The following is a 15,871-nucleotide window of genomic DNA, read 5'->3' as shown; positions in this document are numbered from 1 at the left end:
GCTGCGTCCTGCCTCCGTTCCGGCGGCGGGGCTTTGCACAGCATCGCAAATGAACCTCCTGTTACGGAAAGACCGTAACCGCTTAGCCCAAAGGAGGTGGGTTCACATATGCGTCCTTACGAATTGATGGTAATCATCGACCCCGAGGTCGAAGAGCGTACCGTTGAGCCGTCGCTTCAGAAGTTCCTGAACGTCATCACCAACGATGGTGGAACCATCGAAAAGGTTGACATCTGGGGCCGTCGCCGTCTGGCTTACGACATCAAGAAGAAGTCCGAAGGTATCTACGCCGTGGTTAACTTCACCGCCACGCCGGACACCGCCAAGGAACTTGACCGCCAGCTGTCTCTGAACGAGACCATCATGCGCACCAAGATCATCCGCCCCGAAGAGCAGAAGGTTGTTGCTGAGTAATCTCGGCACCGAACTTCAATCTTTACCCCGCAGGAAACGCACTCTTCACCCATAAGGCTCGAACAAGGAGGCAGTAGATGGCAGGCGAAACCACCATTACGGTCATCGGTAACCTCACCAATGACCCGGAATTGCGGTTCACACCGTCAGGTTCGGCAGTAGCGAACTTCACCATCGCTTCCACTCCGCGCACCTTTGACCGCCAGTCCAATGAGTGGAAGGACGGGGAAACCCTGTTCCTCCGCGCTGCAGTCTGGCGTGAAGCTGCCGAGAACGTCGCCGAATCCCTGACCAAGGGCACACGCGTCATCGTGACCGGCCGGTTGAAGAGCCGTTCCTACGAAACCAAAGAAGGCGAAAAGCGCACCGTCATCGAGCTTGAGGTCGACGAAATCGGCCCCAGCCTGCGCTACGCCAATGCCAAAGTAAACCGCACCCAGCGCTCCGGCGGACAGGGCGGTTTTGGCGGCGGCAACAGCGGCGGTGGCTTCGGAGGCGGCAACCCTGGCGGAAACCAGGGCGGCAACTCCGGTGGAGGCTGGGGCGGCGGCAACCAGCAGGCTGCACAGGACGACCCCTGGGCTACGCCCGGCGTCTCCAGCGCAGGCGGCTGGGGCAACGGCCCCGATTCCGAACCTCCCTTCTAACAACCATTAACGGCCCGACGCCGGGACCGCGGCAGGTGCCTTCCGGCACCTGGGCGGCTGCCGCCGTCGGACCACCACCATCCCGTGGATCACAATCCACGGGCTCCCTAGAATAGGAGCTCCACGATGGCTAAGGCTGAACTCCGTAAGCCCAAACCAAAGTCCAACCCCTTGAAGGCCGCTGACATCACTGTCATCGACTACAAGGACGTAGCATTGCTGCGCAAGTTCATCTCCGACCGCGGCAAGATCCGTGCCCGTCGCGTCACCGGCGTCACGGTCCAGGAACAGCGCAAGATCGCCCAGGCAATTAAGAACGCCCGCGAAGTTGCTCTGCTGCCTTACTCCGGCGCTGGCCGCGGCTAAGGAAGGGATTAACTAACATGGCAAAGCTCATTCTGACCCACGAAGTAACCGGTCTCGGTGCTGCTGGCGATGTTGTCGAGGTCAAGGACGGTTACGCACGTAACTACCTGCTGCCCCGCAACTTCGCCCTGACCTGGTCGAAGGGCGGCGAGAAGCAGGTTGAGTCCATCAAGGCTGCCCGCGCTGCCCGCGAGCACGCTTCCCTGGAAGACGCTCAGAAGCAGGCCGCCGCACTGCAGTCCAAGCCCGTCCAGCTGGTCGTCAAGGCCGGCGAGACCGGACGCCTCTTCGGCACTGTCAAGCAGGGCGACGTCGCTGACGCTGTTGAGGCCGCAGGCCTTGGCAAGATCGACAAGCGCAAGGTCGAGCTGCCCGCGCACATCAAGTCGGTTGGTACCTACCAGGCCAACGTCCGTCTGCACGAGGACGTTGCCGCTGTAATCGAACTCGACGTGGTGGCCGGCAAGTAGTTTTTACCTCTGCTGCACCAGGAAGACCCCCGCTGCCGGATTCCGGCGGCGGGGGTCTTTTGTGTCATGCCTGTCGCCTTCGCGGCCGGTGGTAGCCTTCAGCGGTGACTTTCGAAACCATGCGCAACCGTCCGTTCCACCAGGTCGATGTCTTTTCCGGACAGGCCTACCGGGGCAATCCGTTGGCCGTGGTCCTGGACGGAGAAGGGCTGACCGGGGAACGGATGCAGCAGGTTGCCAACTGGACCAATTTGTCCGAAACCACGTTCCTGCTGCCGCCTACTGATCCCCGCGCCGACTACCGCGTACGCATCTTCACCGGCAGCGAGGAGTTCCCCTTCGCCGGACATCCCACACTGGGTTCTGCCCGTGCCTGGCTTGAGTCCGGCGGCAATCCGAGGGAGGAGGGCTACGTGGTGCAGGAATGCGGCGCAGGCCTGGTGCGGATAAGGCACGACGGCGGGCGGCTGGCTTTCGCAGCACCCCCGCTCACGCGGTACGAACCCGTGGACGCTGCACTGCAACGGCAGCTGGCTTTGGCGCTGCGCCTGCCCGAGGCGGACATCGTCGCTGCTTCATGGCTGGTGAACGGCCCCGAATGGATCGGTGTGCTGCTGCGGTCCGCAGGCCAGGTGCTCGCCCTAGAGCCGGACCTGGCGGCGATGGGCGACCTGAAGGTGGGGGTCATTGGCGCACATGGGCGGGGAACGGACGCCGACTTTGAAGTGCGTACGTTCATTCCCGGCGATGCAATGCTGGAGGACCCGGTGACCGGCAGCTTCAACGCCGGCGCTGCCCAGTGGCTGATCGACGCCGGCAGGGCACCCAGCGAATACGTGGCAGCGCAGGGAACCGTGCTTGGCCGGGCCGGCCGGATCCACATCAAGGCTGACTCCGGCGGCCTTTGGGTCGGCGGGGATTCCACCATCTGCATCAGGGGAACGGTGCGGCTCTAGATCCCAGGCGGGAATACTTCTGCGGTACCCGCAGTTCAGCAAGTAGATGCAAATGCATGTATGATGGATGAACCAGCAACAGGAGAATGCCATGGAAGCCCGCCGCGTCACAGTCCTTTCCGCCGGTCTCGGCGTCCCCTCGTCGAGCCGCCTGCTGGCTGACCAGCTCGCGGCTTCAGCCCAGCGGCAGCTGGCGTCGGCGGGTTACGACGTGACGGTCGACGTCGTCGAACTCCGCGACCTGGCCGTGGATATCGCCAACAACTTCGTGACCGGCTATGCCGCCCCCCGACTCGCCGAGGTCATCGCGGGGGTGGAGGCCTCCGACGGCATCATCGCCGTCACGCCTGTCTTCAGCGCTTCCTACAGCGGCCTGTTCAAATCGTTCTTCGATGTCCTCGATCCCAAGTCCCTGGACGGCAAGGCGGTCCTGCTCGGCGCCACCGGCGGTACCGACCGCCACCAAATGGTCCTGGACTACGCCCTGCGGCCGCTCTTCAGCTACCTGCGCACACGCATCACAGCCACCGGTGTTTTCGCCGGTCCCCAGGACTGGGGCACGGCGAACGGCAGCGGATCTTCCCTTGCGGACCGCATCGAACGCGCGGCCGGAGAGTTTGCCCGGCTGCTCGAGGGGCCGCAGCCCGCCCGCAAGCCCGCCCCCATGGAGTCCCTGCCCTTCGAACAGCTGCTGGCCGGGATCTCGGGCAACCGCTGATGACCAACCATTGAACGAACCATCCGGACGCCCCGGTCGTTAGGCGGAACATGAAGTGTCCCGTGGATTCTGTTGACCTGCTCATGACCGAGCGCAGCGGGGTGGAAATCGACTACTGCCCGCAGTGCCGGGGCGTATGGCTGGACCGTGGCGAGCTGGACAAGATCCTGGACCGCGCCCAGGACATGATGCCTGGTTCCGCGCCCGCCCGGGCAGTGACACCGGCCCCGGGCCCCACCCCACCGCCGCTCTACCCCAACTTCGATCCCGGGCGGAGCCAGCCGCGCTATGACGACCGCAAGTACGGCAAGCAGGGGTACGACCGGGACCATGAACGCCGCCGGCACAAAAAGAATGAAGGATGGCTGGGCGAGCTGTTCGACTTCTAGGTCCGGTGGCCCGCCGGCGCAGCTAGTCGTCCAGCAGCTCGATGAACTCCCGTGCCTGCTTCATGGAGATGTCCGAGTGCCTGGTCAGCGCCGTGGCCGCGGCTTCCCGGTCCCCGTTCCGGGCCAGGGTGCGGATCCTGCCGTAAATCTCGTCGTTGAGCATGTTGCTGCTGACCTCACGGGTCACGTCGCCCTTGCTGGCGATGGCCCGGTAACGGTATGGAAACCGCTGGGGCTCGTCGTCGTCATCCTCCTCCGGCGCGGCAGGGGCCTCGGGGCTCCGATAGGGCTGGGGGTGGGCCGCCAGCGCCCCGACGGCGTCGCGGGAGGCGCGCAGGCCGTCGCCGGTGATCTCGTAATACAGCTTGATTGCGGCCATCGCCTGTCCCTGCGCGATGAGCGCGTAGAGCCGCCGGTGCTCGTCCTCGGACAACTTGGCAGCTGCCGCCCGGGCCAGTTCCGCTGAGGTTGCGGCCGGCTGTACGGGTACGGCATCCCGCGTGGCTTTCCTTTTGCCCAGCGCACGGACAGCCAAAGCGACGCCTGCAACCACGGCGAGGAGGATAAGGGCAGGGACCACAAGCGATTCCATCGATCTCAAACCGTTCTATCTATGTTCCGGCCGGGGCCAGACCTGGCTGCCCCTGTCATGTTGCGGGGCGTTGGGAGGCCGGTGAGTCCTGGCCTCGATACGGGCCCGTGCGGCCATGGCGGATTGGACCTGTGCTGCATAATGCCGGGCCGACCGCTCCGCCAGGTCCCGCTGATACTTTTCCGCGTCGGACATGCCGGCGTCCCGCGGGCTCAAGGCCGTCATCAGACCCCAGATGAGCGCCACCAGGACAATTGCAGGCAACAGCACCAGCAGTAGTTCGCCCATAGTTAGAGCTTATGCCACATCGACTTTATCCACAGCAATATTCGCATCCCCGCATGCAGGTCTGGGGAAGGCTTGGGATGGAGTCGGCACGCGGAATATGAGGAGCGCCCCTTCACCTCTTCGCAAGGCCTTGAACGAGTGCGTCCTGATGGTCCCGCTTCTCACCCGCCCACAAGCCTGTGGATGAAATTCCACAAAAGAAATATTTACTCCACAGGTTGAAGAGCGAGTTTCCGCAGGTCAACGCGGGGTATCACGGTAAAGATTTTTTATATCCACAGGGTTCCGCACAGGCTGTGCACAAGCTATGCCCCTTACTACACAGGTTATCCACAGGGGCTCGGGTTGCCCGGCTTTGCGGCCGGGGCGCGGACAGTTAGCGTAGCGGGGTACCTGTTTTGGGGCCGGAAAAGGGAGTCCCGGCGGCCGCGAAAACGCAACCCTACGGCTACCAGCTGACCCCCAAGAAAGGGCTCCTGTGGAAAACCTGTGGACAGTGGGGATAACTTTCACAGGGCGCTGCGGGGACCGTTGCGGCAATGTCGGACCCGGCAGGTAGACCTGACGGGAAGGCGGAGCACGGACTACCGGGCGACGCCCCCAACAGGACGAATAGTTTCCGGGCAACCCAGCCCGGTACAAGTGGAGGACGGCAGCATTGTCAATTGCGCATCTGGACCCGGTGGAGACTACCCGCGGATCAGACACAAGCCGGAAGCCACCCCAGGACATTGCTGCAGAGCAGTCGGTCCTCGGCGGCATGATGCTCTCCAAGGATGCCATCGCAGACGTAGTGGAAATCCTCCGCGGCCAGGACTTTTACCGGCCGGCGCACGAAACCATCTACGAGGCCGTCATTGACCTGTACGGCCGGGGTGAGCCCGCAGATGCCGTCACCGTCTCCGATGAACTCACCAAGCGCGGGGAAATCAACAGGATCGGCGGGCCTGCTTACCTCCACGAGCTGATCCAGACCGTCCCCACCGCTGCCAACGCCGGGTACTACGCCGAGATTGTGGCCGAGCGCGCCGTCCTTCGGCGCCTCGTGAACGCCGGCACCAAGATCGTACAACTGGGCTACGGCTCAGACGGCGAGGTGGAGGACCTGGTCAACCAGGCCCAGGCCGAGGTCTACGCGGTGGCGGAACGGCGCACAGCCGAGGATTATGTTGTCCTCAAGGACGTCATGGAATCAACCGTGGACGAGATCGAGGCTTCCGGCCATCGTGGTGAAGGCATGGTGGGCGTCCCTACCGGGTTCTACGAGCTCGATGAACTGACCCACGGGCTGCATCCCGGCCAGATGATTGTCATCGCGGCGCGCCCCGCCGTCGGCAAGTCCACGTTCGCCCTGGATTTCGCCCGCTCCGCAGCCATCAAGAACAACCTGGCCACTGTCATGTTTTCCCTCGAAATGGGCCGGAACGAGATTGCCATGCGCCTGCTGTCGGCAGAAGCCACCATCAGCCTCCAGGACCTCCGGAAGGGGACTATCAAGGACGAGCAATGGTCCAAGATCGCCACCACTATGGGGCGTATGAATGATGCTCCGCTGTTCATCGACGACAGCCCCAACATGTCCCTGATGGAGATCCGTGCCAAGTGCCGCCGCCTGAAGCAGCAGCATGACCTCAAGCTCGTGGTCCTGGACTACCTGCAGCTGATGAGCTCCGGCAAGAAGGTGGAGTCACGCCAGCAGGAAGTCTCCGAGTTCTCCCGTGCACTAAAGCTGCTGGCCAAGGAACTCCAGGTCCCGGTCATCGCCCTGTCCCAGCTGAACCGTGGCTCGGAGCAGCGCCAGGACAAGCGGCCCATGGTTTCCGACCTCCGAGAGTCCGGCTCCATCGAACAGGACGCGGACATGGTGATCCTTCTCCACCGCGAGGACGTCTATGACAAGGAATCGCCCCGCGCCGGTGAAGCCGACATTCTCGTGGCCAAGCACCGTAATGGCCCCACGAAGGATATTGTTGTCGCATTCCAGGGCCACTATTCGCGCTTTGCCAACATGGCCGGCGACGCCGGCGGTGGCGGGTTCTAGGAAACCTCGCCCGCCGCAGCCTGCTGAAGCAGATGGTTCGGCAGCCGGTTCCCCGGCGCCGCGGCACGGATTTCCAACAGTTCACGCGCGTGCGCGTGCAGGCGTTTATCCTCGTCGCTGACCGGGACCCACGCGGGGATCGGCACCGACGTGCCCTCGTCGTCGCGCGCCACCATAACCGTGAGGCAGTACGTGGTGAGGTTCAGTTCGCGGCCCTTGGGGTCCCCTGAGCGGACGTGGACGGCGATATGCATGCCCTTGGTGCCGGTATATACAAGCCTGGCCTCCACCTCCACCACGTGCCCGATCAGGAGCGGACGATAGAAGCGGACACCGCCGGAAAAGACCGCCACGGTGTCCCGTCCGCAGTAGCGGGACGCGCAGACGTAGGCGGCCTCATCGATCCATTTCATGACGATCCCGCCATGGACTTTGCCGCCCCAGTTCACGTCCGTGGGCGCTGCCAGGAACCGGAGCGTCACCCTTTCCGCTGTTCCGGCATCGGTATATTCCTGGCGGTTCATGGCTTCCACGATTTGTTCGCGGACCTTGATCCTGGCAAGGGCGTGGTCCCGCTGTTCAATTTCCGTCGGAGTGACGGGCTCGAACTGCAGCACGGGAACCGGCTTTCCGTCCTGCCCGACGGCCACGAAGATCACCATGCACTGGCTTCGCATGGTGGCGGGACCGCCCTTTGGATCTCCTGAGGACACCACTGTGTGGATATGCATGGACGACCGGCCCGTGTAGACAATGTTGGCCTCGACCTCCACCATGTCGCCGCTGTTGACGGGGTCCGCGAAGTGGATGTTTCCCACGTAGGCGGTGACGCAGTAGGACTTGGCCCATCCCACGGCCGCGGCATAGGCGGCCTTATCCACCCACTCCAGCACGGTGCCAGCATCGACGGACCCGCTGTGGCCCACGTCGGTGGGGGCGGCCAGGAATCGGAGGGTCACAGAGTTCGGGGTGCCGGTCCGGGTCATGCTGCGATCATACTGGCGCTCCCGGTTACCGGCTGGTCGGCTAAGCAGGCCGCCCCGCAATCCGTCAAAACGCTGGAAAGCTGCGGGATCGCTGTACCGGAACAGCGTCCCGGCACCGTTCCAGCGATTCGGGCGGTTGAAGCACGACGGCGGCCGCGCATCAGGGTGCGCAGCCGCCATCGAGCGGTGGTTTGAGAGCGGGGGGTCGCTAAGCGAGGACCGCCAGCTTTGAGTTGCTGCGGCCGAAGAGCGCCCGGTCCACGGAGAGGCGGCCGGCGCCGGTAAGGGCCAGGGCGAAAGCAGCCGCGGCGAGGAGCAGGACGAGCTCGTAGCCGCCGTTAGACGCGAAGACTCCCGCGGATGCGTGCACCAGGAACAGGGCGCCCAGCATGTCGAGGGCAAGGAGTGCGGCCACCACGCGGGTGAGGATGCCCAGGATCAGGGCGATGCCGCCGGCGAGCTCCAGCACCGCGACCGCGGGGGCGGCAATCTCAGCGGCAGGAACGCCCATCTTGGCGAACGACGCCTGGGTGCCGGCGATGGTCCATTCGGAGAACTTCTGCCAGCCGTGGGCGGCAAAGAGGAAACCCAGGACAATGCGCAGGGCGGTCAGGGCAGTGGTGGTCAGTCGGGACTGGTTCATGTGGTTTCACCGTTTCGGATATCGGTCGGGAGCGGGGCGGGTGCGGGCGGGGCCGGCCGCTTCGAAGGTTGCACACTCAAGTTTCGGTCAAGAACGGTTGAAGGGTCAACTAATGTGGCGCCGCTGTGGGATATGTCATGCGCATCGGCCGCCACAGGCCGGCGGGACGGCGGACCGTTAAGCTGGCACGGTGCCCCAGCCTTCCACGTCCCTTCCCGTTGCCGGCGGCAAGAGCCACGCCCGGGAGATCCTCCGCCTCGCCGTCCCCGCTTTTGGGGCGCTCGTTGCCGAACCGCTGTTCCTGCTCGCGGATTCCGCCATTGTGGGGCACCTTGGGGTGGCGCAGCTCGCGGGCGTGGGGCTGGCATCGGCGGTGCTGCATACCGCCGTCGGGCTGATGGTCTTTCTGGCTTACTCCACCACCCCTGCCGTTGCGCGCGCCATCGGGGACGGACAGCTGGGCAAGGCGCTCGCGGCAGGGCGCGACGGCGTCTGGCTGGCGCTGCTGCTGGGTGTGGTTCTCGCGGTGGCCGGGTTCGCAGCCGCCGAACCGTTGATTGGGCTGATGGGGGCAGAAGGCGACGTGCGCGCCTTCGCCGTCGACTATTTGCGCTGGTCCATGCCCGGGCTGGTGGCCATGCTGCTCATCTTTGCCGGCACCGGCGTCCTCCGCGGCCTGCAGGACACCCGGACGCCGCTGGTAGTGGCAACCGCCGGTTTCGGTCTCAACATCGTCCTGAATTTTTGGCTGGTGTATGGCCTGGGCTGGTCCGTCACCGGTTCGGCCGTGGGAACCAGCGTGGCGCAGTGGGCCATGGCGGCGGTCTACCTGGTGATGGTCCGCCGCAACGCGGCGGCCCACGGGGTGAGCCTCCTGCCCAGCTGGCGGGGCATCCGCAGCATGACCAGGGTGGGTTCCTGGCTGATGCTGCGCACGCTGAGCCTACGCGCCGCCATCCTGGTGACGGTGCTGGTGGTGACGGCGCAAGGTGCGGTCAACCTCGCGGCGCACCAGCTGGCGATGACCATCTTTTCATTCCTGGCCTTCGCCCTGGACGCCCTCGCGATCGCCGCGCAGGCCCTGATCGGCAAGGAACTGGGCGCCTCCAACGCTGCCAAAGCACGGGCATTGACCGGCACCATGATCCGCTGGGGAACCGGCTTCGGCGTGGTCACCGGAGTCCTCCTGGCCGTAGCCGCCCCCTGGGTGGGCGCGCTCTTCACCTCCGACCCGCAGGTGCAGGCTGTGCTGGCCGTGGCCCTGTGGATCCTTGCCGCCGGGCAGCCGGTTGCCGGATATGTCTTTGTGCTCGACGGCGTCCTGATCGGTGCCGGTGATGCCAAGTACCTCGCCATTGCAGGGCTGGTCAACCTGGCGGTCTACTTCCCCCTGCTGGCTGCGGTGGCCTGGTCCGGTGCCGCAGGTGCTGCCGGCCTGGGCTGGCTCTGGGCCGCTTTTGCCATCGGCTACATGGCTGCGCGGGCGCTGACGCTGGGCGCCCGCGCGCGCTCGGATAGATGGATGGTCCTCGGTTCCGCCTAGCCGCTCAAACAGCGGGGACCGTCCGGCACTAAACTGGACCGGTGACCCAACCGCTTAAGCCCCTAGGAGCCATGCCAGCAACCGCACCCCGGCCGGACCTTTGGAAGCCGGTCCTGCTGCGCTCGGCGGCCGCGCTTGTCTTTGGGGCGGTAACCATCTTTTGGCCGTCGCCCTCGATCGAGGTGATGGGCTGGGCGGGCGGACTGTACCTGCTCGCCACGGGCGTAGTGGCCCTCCGGGGTGTCCCCGCCACGGGTTTCCAGCGGGACTCGGCACAGGGCAAGCTGCTTTCCGCGGCCGGTTCCGTCCTGGCCGGTGCCGGCTTCGCACTGGTACTGCTGCACGGCGACCTGCTGTTCGCCGTCATCGCAGCGCTGGCCCTGGGCGCCGCCGGAGCGCTCGAATTGTGGTGCGGTCTGCAGAACCGCGCCCGCCACGTACTTGCCCGGGACTGGATCGCCTCGGGCATCATCGGCCTGGGAACCGCCGCAGTCCTGCCGTTCTTTGTCAGCCTGGGCGCCCACGCCCTGCTTGGCGTGGCAGGAGGCGGGGCGATCATTTCCGGTGTGCTGTGGATCCTCTCCGGCCTCACGCTAAGGCACGATGCCCGGGGCGGCGCCGAAAAGCCGTAAACTAGGAAGGCGCGGTTCTACTCAGTGTAGAAAATTTGGCCGGGCGTACCACCACAGAACACACCAGGACGGCCTGCATGCCGCCTGCAGGGAGGATTTACCGTGGCAGACCAGCATCCAGGAAAACCGCGCAAGCTGCGGACCTCGGTGAAGGGGCCGCTGATGTTCTCCGCGTTCTGGGCCGCGGTCACGTTCGTCGCCGTGCTCATCTTCGCCTCCGGCGGCAGTGCCAAGGTTCCGCGCTTCGACCTCGCCTTCACCGGCGCCGGGATCGCGTTCATTGTCACCCTGGTGATCGCCGCCATGCTGTCCATGAGCTACAAGGAGAACGCCGAGCATCTGGGCAAGGGATCGGGCGTCAACCTGAGCTCGGCGAAAAGGCCGTCACACGGCTTTGGTGCCCCGGGTTCCCACAACCCGCCAGCGTCCGACGCCGGCCCTGACGGTTCCGCGGACCGCTGACCCTGGTGCCGTCCCGGTCCTAGTTCGCTGCCGCCTGCCGGGCGCGGTAGGCAGCCACGTGGGCCCGGTTGGCGCAGTTTCCGGTATCGCAGTACCGCTTGGACCTGTTCCGCGTCAGGTCCAGGACCGCCGCATTGCAGTCCTCCGCCTCGCACGTCCGCAGCCGGTCCATCTCCTTGCTGCGGATCACGTCCGCCAAAGCCATTGCCGCCTCGGTGCTCATCCTGTCAGCAAGCGGGGCCTCGGGCGCGGTGGCGTGCAGGTGCCAGTCCCAGCTGTCGTGCTTAACCAGCTGTGGGAGGGCATTCGCTTCCCGCAGCAGCCGGTTCACCGTGTCCACCGCCGCGTCCTCATCGGCTGTCCATAGCTCGGCGAGCCGGTTCCGCAGCGCACGCACGCTGTCCAGCTCGGCTGCATTCCGGGTACGTGAGCCCGAAAAACCTTCGGCCGCGAGGAACGCATCAAGGTCAGCCTGGCTGGCCAGTTCCTCCCTGCCGTTCGCCGCGGAATTGATAAGGTCCACCACGGACCGCAGTGCCACCTCAGTGTCAGGGGCAAAAACCATCTTGACTCCTTACAGCTCCCGGCGGTACTGTCATGACCATTACCCCACTTTACCCCTGACAGGAGGCGACGGTGCCTGCCGCAAAGAACAAAACACAGAGCCGTCCCGCACCGGCGTCCCCGCGGGGCTTCATGGCGTCCGGCCTGGGCGTCGCGCTCTTTTCCTCCGCGGTCTTCGGGCTTTCCGGCTCGTTCGCCAAAGCCCTGCTGGAAACCGGATGGTCCACCGGCGCGGCCGTGACCATGCGGCTCACCGGCGCCGCCCTGATCCTCGCCATCCCGGCCCTGTTGGCACTGCGGGGCCGTTGGCACCAGCTCCGGGATAACTGGCTGACCATCGTGTTGTTCGGCCTGGTCGGCGTGGCCGCCTGCCAACTGTTCTACTTCAACGCAGTGGCGCGCCTGTCCGTCGGCGTGGCACTGCTGCTCGAGTACCTGGCGCCCGTGCTCATTGTGCTGTGGCTGTGGGCCGCCAGCCGGAAGCGGCCGCGTGCACTGACGCTCGGCGGCACCATGCTCTCCCTGGCCGGGCTGGTGCTGGTCCTCGACCTTACCGGTGCGGTCAAGGTGGATCCTGTAGGGGTGCTCTGGGGCATCGCGGCGGCTGTCTGCCTGGCCATGTACTTCTTCATTACGGCCAAGGAAAACGACACTCTGCCGCCCATCGTGCTGGCCTCGGGAGGCCTGATGGTGGGCGCGGCGGTGATGTGGCTCACCGGCGCCACCGGCCTGCTGCCCATGGCCTTCAGCACCGCGGACACCAGGCTGGGGCCCTGGGTCACCCCGTGGTGGGTTTCCCTCGCCGGACTGGTCCTCCTGGCCACAGTCCTTGCCTATGTTTCGGGCATCGTGGCCGCCCGCGCCCTCGGTTCCAAGGTGGCGTCCTTTGTGTCGCTGACCGAGGTTCTGTTCGCCGTCGTCTGGGCCTGGCTGCTGCTGGGCGAGCTGCCCGGCGCCATCCAACTGCTGGGCGGGGTGCTCATTGTGGGCGGTGTCATCCTGGTGCGACTTGACGAACTACGCGCCCCAGCCACCCGGGCCGGTGCATCTGCCGGCGGCAGCGGGGGAGCCGCGGCGGCTTCCAGGGCGCCGTCGCCGCTGGAGCACGCGAACGACGTCGAGCCCGTTCCCTAACTGCCCCGGCAGCTCCGGACGTTCCTGAACCTGGCCGGGCAAGCCTCTTAAACGCTGCAGGGCCCGGACACGCTGTCGTGTCCGGGCCCTGCGCGCTTCAGCAACCGGTGTTAGCGGTCCCCCTAACCTGTACAGGAGGGATCGATCCCAGGCGCTCCGAAGCCTAGCATGGCCATATGTGCCGGAATATCCGAACCCTCCACAACTTCGAGCCGCACGCCACCTCTGAGGAAGTGCACGCCGCCGCCCTGCAGTACGTGCGCAAGATCAGCGGCAGCACACGGCCTTCGAAGGCCAACCAGGAAGCGTTCGATGAGGCGGTCCACGAGATCGCCCACATCACCCAGCACCTCCTGGACTCCCTGGTGAGCTCGGCGCCGCCCAAGGACCGGGAGGTTGAAGCGGCCAAGGCCAAGGCCCGCGCGGCCGTCCGGTACGGCGCGGCCTGACCGCCGCCTTCCCGGTGCAGCCTGCTACTTGCCGAAGGCCCGCAGCCGCAGCGAGTTCGCCACCACCAGGACCGAGCTGGCAGCCATCGCGGCGCCGGCAATCATGGGATTCAGCAGTCCCAGCGCGGCCACCGGGATGCCCACCGCATTGTAGAAGAAGGCCCAGAACAGGTTGGTCTTAATGGTCGAGAGGGTCTTCCGGGACAGCTCGATGGCCTGGGCCACCTGGCCGAGGTCGTTGCCCATGACCGTCAGGTCGGCTGCTTCGATTGCCACGTCCGTCCCGGAGCCCATTGCGATGCCAAGATCCGCCTGGGCCAGGGCGGCGGCGTCGTTGACGCCGTCGCCGGCCATGGCCACGGTGGCGCCGCCGGCCTGCAGCTTCCGCACCGCCTCGACTTTTCCTTCCGGCAGGACTCCGGCGTAGACATCCCTGGAATCAATCCCGACGGCGGCAGCCACCTGGGCGGCCACGGCTGCGTTGTCTCCGGTCAGCAGGATGGGACGGAGTCCCAGGTCCTTGAGCCGCGCCACGGCCGCGGCGGAGCCTTCCTTGATGGTGTCGCGCAGGCTGATGACACCGGCGGGAGTGCCGTCCACGGCAACCCAGACGGCAGTGGCGCCGGCGGCTTCCGCGGCCGCGAGCACAGCATGCTGCCCGCTGCCGGGCTGGATGCCGTTCTGCTGCAGCCAGCCTGACCTGCCCGCCACCACCAGCCGTCCCTCCACTGTGCCCCGGACTCCGCCGCCCGGGGCGGAACGGAAGCCTGAGACGGAAGGCAGGGCGCCGCCGTCGTACCCTGCCTCGGCTTCCCTTGCTGACGCCGCAATGGCGTGCGCCACGGGATGCTCGGAGGCAGCTTCCACCGCCCCGGCCAGCCGCAGGACATCGCGCTCCGTGAAGCCGTCGAACGCGGTGGTGCCGTCCACTGCCAGGACGCCGGCGGTCACGGTGCCGGTCTTGTCCAGCAGGATGGTGTCCACGGTGCGGGTGTCCTCGAGTACTTGCGGCCCCTTGATGAGGATGCCCAGCTGGGCGCCCCGTCCGGTGCCGGTCAGCAGGCCCACCGGAGTGGCCAGGCCCAGTGCGCAGGGGCAGGCAATGACCAGGACGGCGACGGCGGCAGTAAAGGCCGCACGTAGCTCCCCGCTTGTTATGGCAGGGCCCGCGAACAGGAGCCACAGAATGAACGTAACAGCCGCGATGGCCAGGACCACCGGCACGAACACGGCGCTGATGCGGTCCGCCAGCCGGGCGATGGGGGCCTTCCCGGTCTGGGCCTGGGACACCAGGCGGGCCATCTGCGCCAGCGTGGTCCCGGAACCTACCCGGGTTGCCCTGACCAGGAGCCGGCCCGACGTGTTGATGGTGGCGCCCGTGACGGCCGTGCCGGGCCCAACTTCCACCGGGACGGATTCACCGGTGACCAGGGACGCGTCCACCGCGGAGTTTCCATCCACCACCACGCCGTCGGTGGCGATTTTTTCACCGGGCCGGACAATTATGAGGTCCCCCACCTGCAGCCGGTCTGCGGGGACCCGGTGCTCCACGCCGTCGCGCAGCACCGCCGCGTCCTTGGCGCCGAGGTTGAGGAGGGCCTGCAGGGCGCTGCCCGCGCGCTGTTTGGCGCGGGCTTCGAGGTACCGGCCCAGGAGCAGGAACGTGGTGACAACGGCTGCCACCTCGAAGTAGAGGCCTCCGGTTCCCATGCCCTCCATGCCGGGATGCTCCGTCATGCGGGGATCCGCGGCGAGCTGCCAGGCCGAGAACAGGTAGGCTGCGGCCACACCGAGGGACACCAGGGTGTCCATGGTGGAAGCAAGGTGCCGTGCGTTGACGGCGGCGGCGCGGTGGAACGGCCAGGCCGCCCACGTCACGACGGGCAGGGACAGGGCGGCCGCAACCCAGCCCCAGTTGGCAAACTGGAACGCGGGGAGCATGGAGATCAGGAACACGGGCACGGTGAGGACTGCGGCGAGCAACAAGCGCGGGCGCAGCCGTGCGGCAGTGTGGGCGTCCTTCTCTTCCAGGGATCCGTCCTCAGCCGGCGGCTGCGGTGCACGGACGGTTGCCTTGTAGCCCGCCGCGTTGACCGTATCCACGAGTTGCTCGTCGGTGATGCCCGGGGGCACGGTGACGGAGGCCGACTCCAGTGGAAGGTTGACCGAGGCGTGGACGCCGTCGAGCTTGCCGAGTTTTTTCTCCACCCGGTTGACGCAGGACGCGCAGGTCATGCCTTCGATGTCGAGTTCCACCACCCGGACTGCGGGCCCGCGGAGAAGTTCCTGGTTGCTCATGGGGTTCCTCGTAAACAGTGGCGGACGTCAGGCCTCGTTGGCGACGACCAGGTATCCGGCTTCCGCCACGGCTTCCCCGATGTCGGCGGGTGCAAGTTCCTTGGTGGAGGTGATGGTGACGGTGGAGATGCCGCCGGCGTTCAGTTCAACGTCCACGGCCTCCACTCCTGCCAGGGCCTCGAGTTCCTCACTGACGGCGGAGACGCAGTGGCCGCAGGTCATGCCGGAAACGTTGACGGTAGTGGTGGTGGGGGAGGTGGTGCTCATGGCTGGCTCCTC

General features: G+C 66.0%; 20 protein-coding genes. 13 read left to right on the top strand and 7 right to left on the bottom strand.

Going from position 1 to position 15,871, the window contains the following annotated elements; translation table 11 throughout:
• Positions 1–108 precede the first annotated feature (108 nt).
• The 7 genes from rpsF to ACLH0K_RS17630 all read left to right on the top strand — a co-directional run bounded on the left by rpsF (position 109) and on the right by ACLH0K_RS17630 (position 3,960).
• Entirely contained in the window at positions 109–414 is a 306-nt protein-coding gene (gene rpsF, locus ACLH0K_RS17660; protein ID WP_138137257.1) for a 30S ribosomal protein S6, read from the top strand.
• 77 nt (positions 415–491) lie between these two features.
• A complete protein-coding gene (locus ACLH0K_RS17655) occupies positions 492–1,061 on the top strand; it encodes a single-stranded DNA-binding protein (protein ID WP_411374815.1) in 570 nt (189 codons plus the stop codon).
• 126 nt (positions 1,062–1,187) lie between these two features.
• Entirely contained in the window at positions 1,188–1,427 is a 240-nt protein-coding gene (gene rpsR / locus ACLH0K_RS17650) for a 30S ribosomal protein S18 (protein WP_003800144.1), read from the top strand.
• Between the two features lie 17 nt (positions 1,428–1,444).
• Positions 1,445–1,897, top strand: coding sequence for a 50S ribosomal protein L9 (rplI, locus tag ACLH0K_RS17645; RefSeq protein ID WP_138137261.1), 453 nt, complete (start codon positions 1,445–1,447; stop codon positions 1,895–1,897).
• Between the two features lie 104 nt (positions 1,898–2,001).
• The gene (locus tag ACLH0K_RS17640; protein ID WP_411374814.1) at positions 2,002–2,853 is read left to right on the top strand and encodes a PhzF family phenazine biosynthesis protein; all 852 of its coding nucleotides are present in this window, start codon (positions 2,002–2,004) and stop codon (positions 2,851–2,853) included.
• 91 nt (positions 2,854–2,944) lie between these two features.
• Entirely contained in the window at positions 2,945–3,571 is a 627-nt protein-coding gene (locus ACLH0K_RS17635) for an FMN reductase (RefSeq protein ID WP_411376519.1), read from the top strand.
• A 62-nt stretch (positions 3,572–3,633) separates the two neighbouring features.
• Positions 3,634–3,960 (top strand): zf-TFIIB domain-containing protein, encoded by a 327-nt coding sequence (locus ACLH0K_RS17630; RefSeq protein ID WP_411374813.1) that lies wholly within the window; start codon positions 3,634–3,636, stop codon positions 3,958–3,960.
• 22 nt (positions 3,961–3,982) lie between these two features.
• On the opposite strand, the gene ACLH0K_RS17625 is transcribed toward ACLH0K_RS17630, so the two are convergent.
• Both ACLH0K_RS17625 and ACLH0K_RS17620 read right to left on the bottom strand, forming a co-directional pair.
• Entirely contained in the window at positions 3,983–4,552 is a 570-nt protein-coding gene (locus ACLH0K_RS17625) for a hypothetical protein (protein WP_411374812.1), read from the bottom strand.
• A gap of 15 nt (positions 4,553–4,567) precedes the next feature.
• Entirely contained in the window at positions 4,568–4,840 is a 273-nt protein-coding gene (locus ACLH0K_RS17620) for a hypothetical protein (protein WP_411374811.1), read from the bottom strand.
• Between the two features lie 658 nt (positions 4,841–5,498).
• On the opposite strand from ACLH0K_RS17620, the gene dnaB reads away from it, so the two are divergent.
• Positions 5,499–6,881, top strand: a complete 1,383-nt coding sequence (gene dnaB / locus ACLH0K_RS17615) for a replicative DNA helicase (protein ID WP_411374810.1) — start codon at positions 5,499–5,501, stop codon at positions 6,879–6,881.
• Here dnaB and ACLH0K_RS17610 read toward each other — a convergent pair.
• Positions 6,878–7,867, bottom strand: a complete 990-nt coding sequence (locus ACLH0K_RS17610; protein WP_411374809.1) for an acyl-CoA thioesterase — start codon at positions 7,865–7,867, stop codon at positions 6,878–6,880. The genes dnaB and ACLH0K_RS17610 overlap by 4 nt on opposite strands.
• 208 nt (positions 7,868–8,075) lie before the next feature.
• A complete protein-coding gene (locus tag ACLH0K_RS17605) occupies positions 8,076–8,510 on the bottom strand; it encodes a DoxX family protein (protein ID WP_411374808.1) in 435 nt (144 codons plus the stop codon).
• Between the two features lie 190 nt (positions 8,511–8,700).
• On the opposite strand from ACLH0K_RS17605, the gene ACLH0K_RS17600 reads away from it, so the two are divergent.
• The 3 genes from ACLH0K_RS17600 to ACLH0K_RS17590 all read left to right on the top strand — a co-directional run bounded on the left by ACLH0K_RS17600 (position 8,701) and on the right by ACLH0K_RS17590 (position 11,147).
• On the top strand, positions 8,701–10,053 hold the full coding sequence (locus tag ACLH0K_RS17600) for an MATE family efflux transporter (RefSeq protein ID WP_411374807.1): 1,353 nt from the start codon (positions 8,701–8,703) through the stop codon (positions 10,051–10,053).
• Positions 10,054–10,094: 41 nt separating this feature from the next.
• A complete protein-coding gene (locus ACLH0K_RS17595) occupies positions 10,095–10,685 on the top strand; it encodes a DUF308 domain-containing protein (protein WP_411374806.1) in 591 nt (196 codons plus the stop codon).
• Between the two features lie 102 nt (positions 10,686–10,787).
• Complete coding sequence (locus tag ACLH0K_RS17590; protein WP_411374805.1) at positions 10,788–11,147, top strand: hypothetical protein; 360 nt, start codon at positions 10,788–10,790, stop codon at positions 11,145–11,147.
• A 19-nt stretch (positions 11,148–11,166) separates the two neighbouring features.
• Here the strand turns inward: ACLH0K_RS17590 and ACLH0K_RS17585 are convergent, their stop codons facing one another.
• Complete coding sequence (locus tag ACLH0K_RS17585) at positions 11,167–11,712, bottom strand: CGNR zinc finger domain-containing protein (protein WP_411374804.1); 546 nt, start codon at positions 11,710–11,712, stop codon at positions 11,167–11,169.
• Positions 11,713–11,843: 131 nt separating this feature from the next.
• Here ACLH0K_RS17585 and ACLH0K_RS17580 point away from each other — a divergent pair, with 131 nt between their 5' ends.
• Positions 11,844–12,845, top strand: a complete 1,002-nt coding sequence (locus ACLH0K_RS17580; RefSeq protein ID WP_411376518.1) for an EamA family transporter — start codon at positions 11,844–11,846, stop codon at positions 12,843–12,845.
• A 176-nt stretch (positions 12,846–13,021) separates the two neighbouring features.
• Positions 13,022–13,294: a DUF2277 domain-containing protein gene (locus tag ACLH0K_RS17575; RefSeq protein ID WP_411374803.1), complete on the top strand. Its 273-nt coding sequence runs from the start codon at positions 13,022–13,024 to the stop codon at positions 13,292–13,294.
• 24 nt (positions 13,295–13,318) lie between these two features.
• Here the strand turns inward: ACLH0K_RS17575 and ACLH0K_RS17570 are convergent, their stop codons facing one another.
• Both ACLH0K_RS17570 and ACLH0K_RS17565 read right to left on the bottom strand, forming a co-directional pair.
• Entirely contained in the window at positions 13,319–15,592 is a 2,274-nt protein-coding gene (locus tag ACLH0K_RS17570; protein ID WP_411374802.1) for a heavy metal translocating P-type ATPase, read from the bottom strand.
• A gap of 27 nt (positions 15,593–15,619) precedes the next feature.
• Entirely contained in the window at positions 15,620–15,859 is a 240-nt protein-coding gene (locus tag ACLH0K_RS17565; RefSeq protein WP_411374801.1) for a heavy-metal-associated domain-containing protein, read from the bottom strand.
• Positions 15,860–15,871 lie beyond the last annotated feature (12 nt).

It is taken from the genome of Arthrobacter sp. MPF02, from assembly GCF_046605375.1.
In the GTDB taxonomy this organism is placed as follows: Bacteria; Actinomycetota; Actinomycetes; order Actinomycetales; family Micrococcaceae; genus Arthrobacter.
The sequence above is the reverse complement of the archived record's forward strand: the minus strand, read 5'-3'. Positions and strand labels throughout refer to the sequence as shown.

Excerpts from the sequence above, each read along its gene's own strand:
- rplI (WP_138137261.1), top strand. The coding sequence starts at position 1,445 with ATGGCAAAGCTCATTCTGACCCACGAAGTAACCGGTCTCGGTGCTGCT.
- ACLH0K_RS17620 (WP_411374811.1), bottom strand. The coding sequence starts at position 4,840 with ATGGGCGAACTACTGCTGGTGCTGTTGCCTGCAATTGTCCTGGTGGCG.
- ACLH0K_RS17625 (WP_411374812.1), bottom strand. The coding sequence starts at position 4,552 with ATGGAATCGCTTGTGGTCCCTGCCCTTATCCTCCTCGCCGTGGTTGCA.
- ACLH0K_RS17655 (WP_411374815.1), top strand. The coding sequence starts at position 492 with ATGGCAGGCGAAACCACCATTACGGTCATCGGTAACCTCACCAATGAC.
- ACLH0K_RS17565 (WP_411374801.1), bottom strand. The coding sequence starts at position 15,859 with ATGAGCACCACCTCCCCCACCACCACTACCGTCAACGTTTCCGGCATG.
- rpsF (WP_138137257.1), top strand. The coding sequence starts at position 109 with ATGCGTCCTTACGAATTGATGGTAATCATCGACCCCGAGGTCGAAGAG.
- ACLH0K_RS17635 (WP_411376519.1), top strand. The coding sequence starts at position 2,945 with ATGGAAGCCCGCCGCGTCACAGTCCTTTCCGCCGGTCTCGGCGTCCCC.
- ACLH0K_RS17610 (WP_411374809.1), bottom strand. The coding sequence starts at position 7,867 with ATGACCCGGACCGGCACCCCGAACTCTGTGACCCTCCGATTCCTGGCC.
- rpsR (WP_003800144.1), top strand. The coding sequence starts at position 1,188 with ATGGCTAAGGCTGAACTCCGTAAGCCCAAACCAAAGTCCAACCCCTTG.
- ACLH0K_RS17575 (WP_411374803.1), top strand. The coding sequence starts at position 13,022 with ATGTGCCGGAATATCCGAACCCTCCACAACTTCGAGCCGCACGCCACC.
- ACLH0K_RS17580 (WP_411376518.1), top strand. The coding sequence starts at position 11,844 with ATGGCGTCCGGCCTGGGCGTCGCGCTCTTTTCCTCCGCGGTCTTCGGG.
- ACLH0K_RS17585 (WP_411374804.1), bottom strand. The coding sequence starts at position 11,712 with ATGGTTTTTGCCCCTGACACTGAGGTGGCACTGCGGTCCGTGGTGGAC.
- ACLH0K_RS17605 (WP_411374808.1), bottom strand. The coding sequence starts at position 8,510 with ATGAACCAGTCCCGACTGACCACCACTGCCCTGACCGCCCTGCGCATT.
- ACLH0K_RS17570 (WP_411374802.1), bottom strand. The coding sequence starts at position 15,592 with ATGAGCAACCAGGAACTTCTCCGCGGGCCCGCAGTCCGGGTGGTGGAA.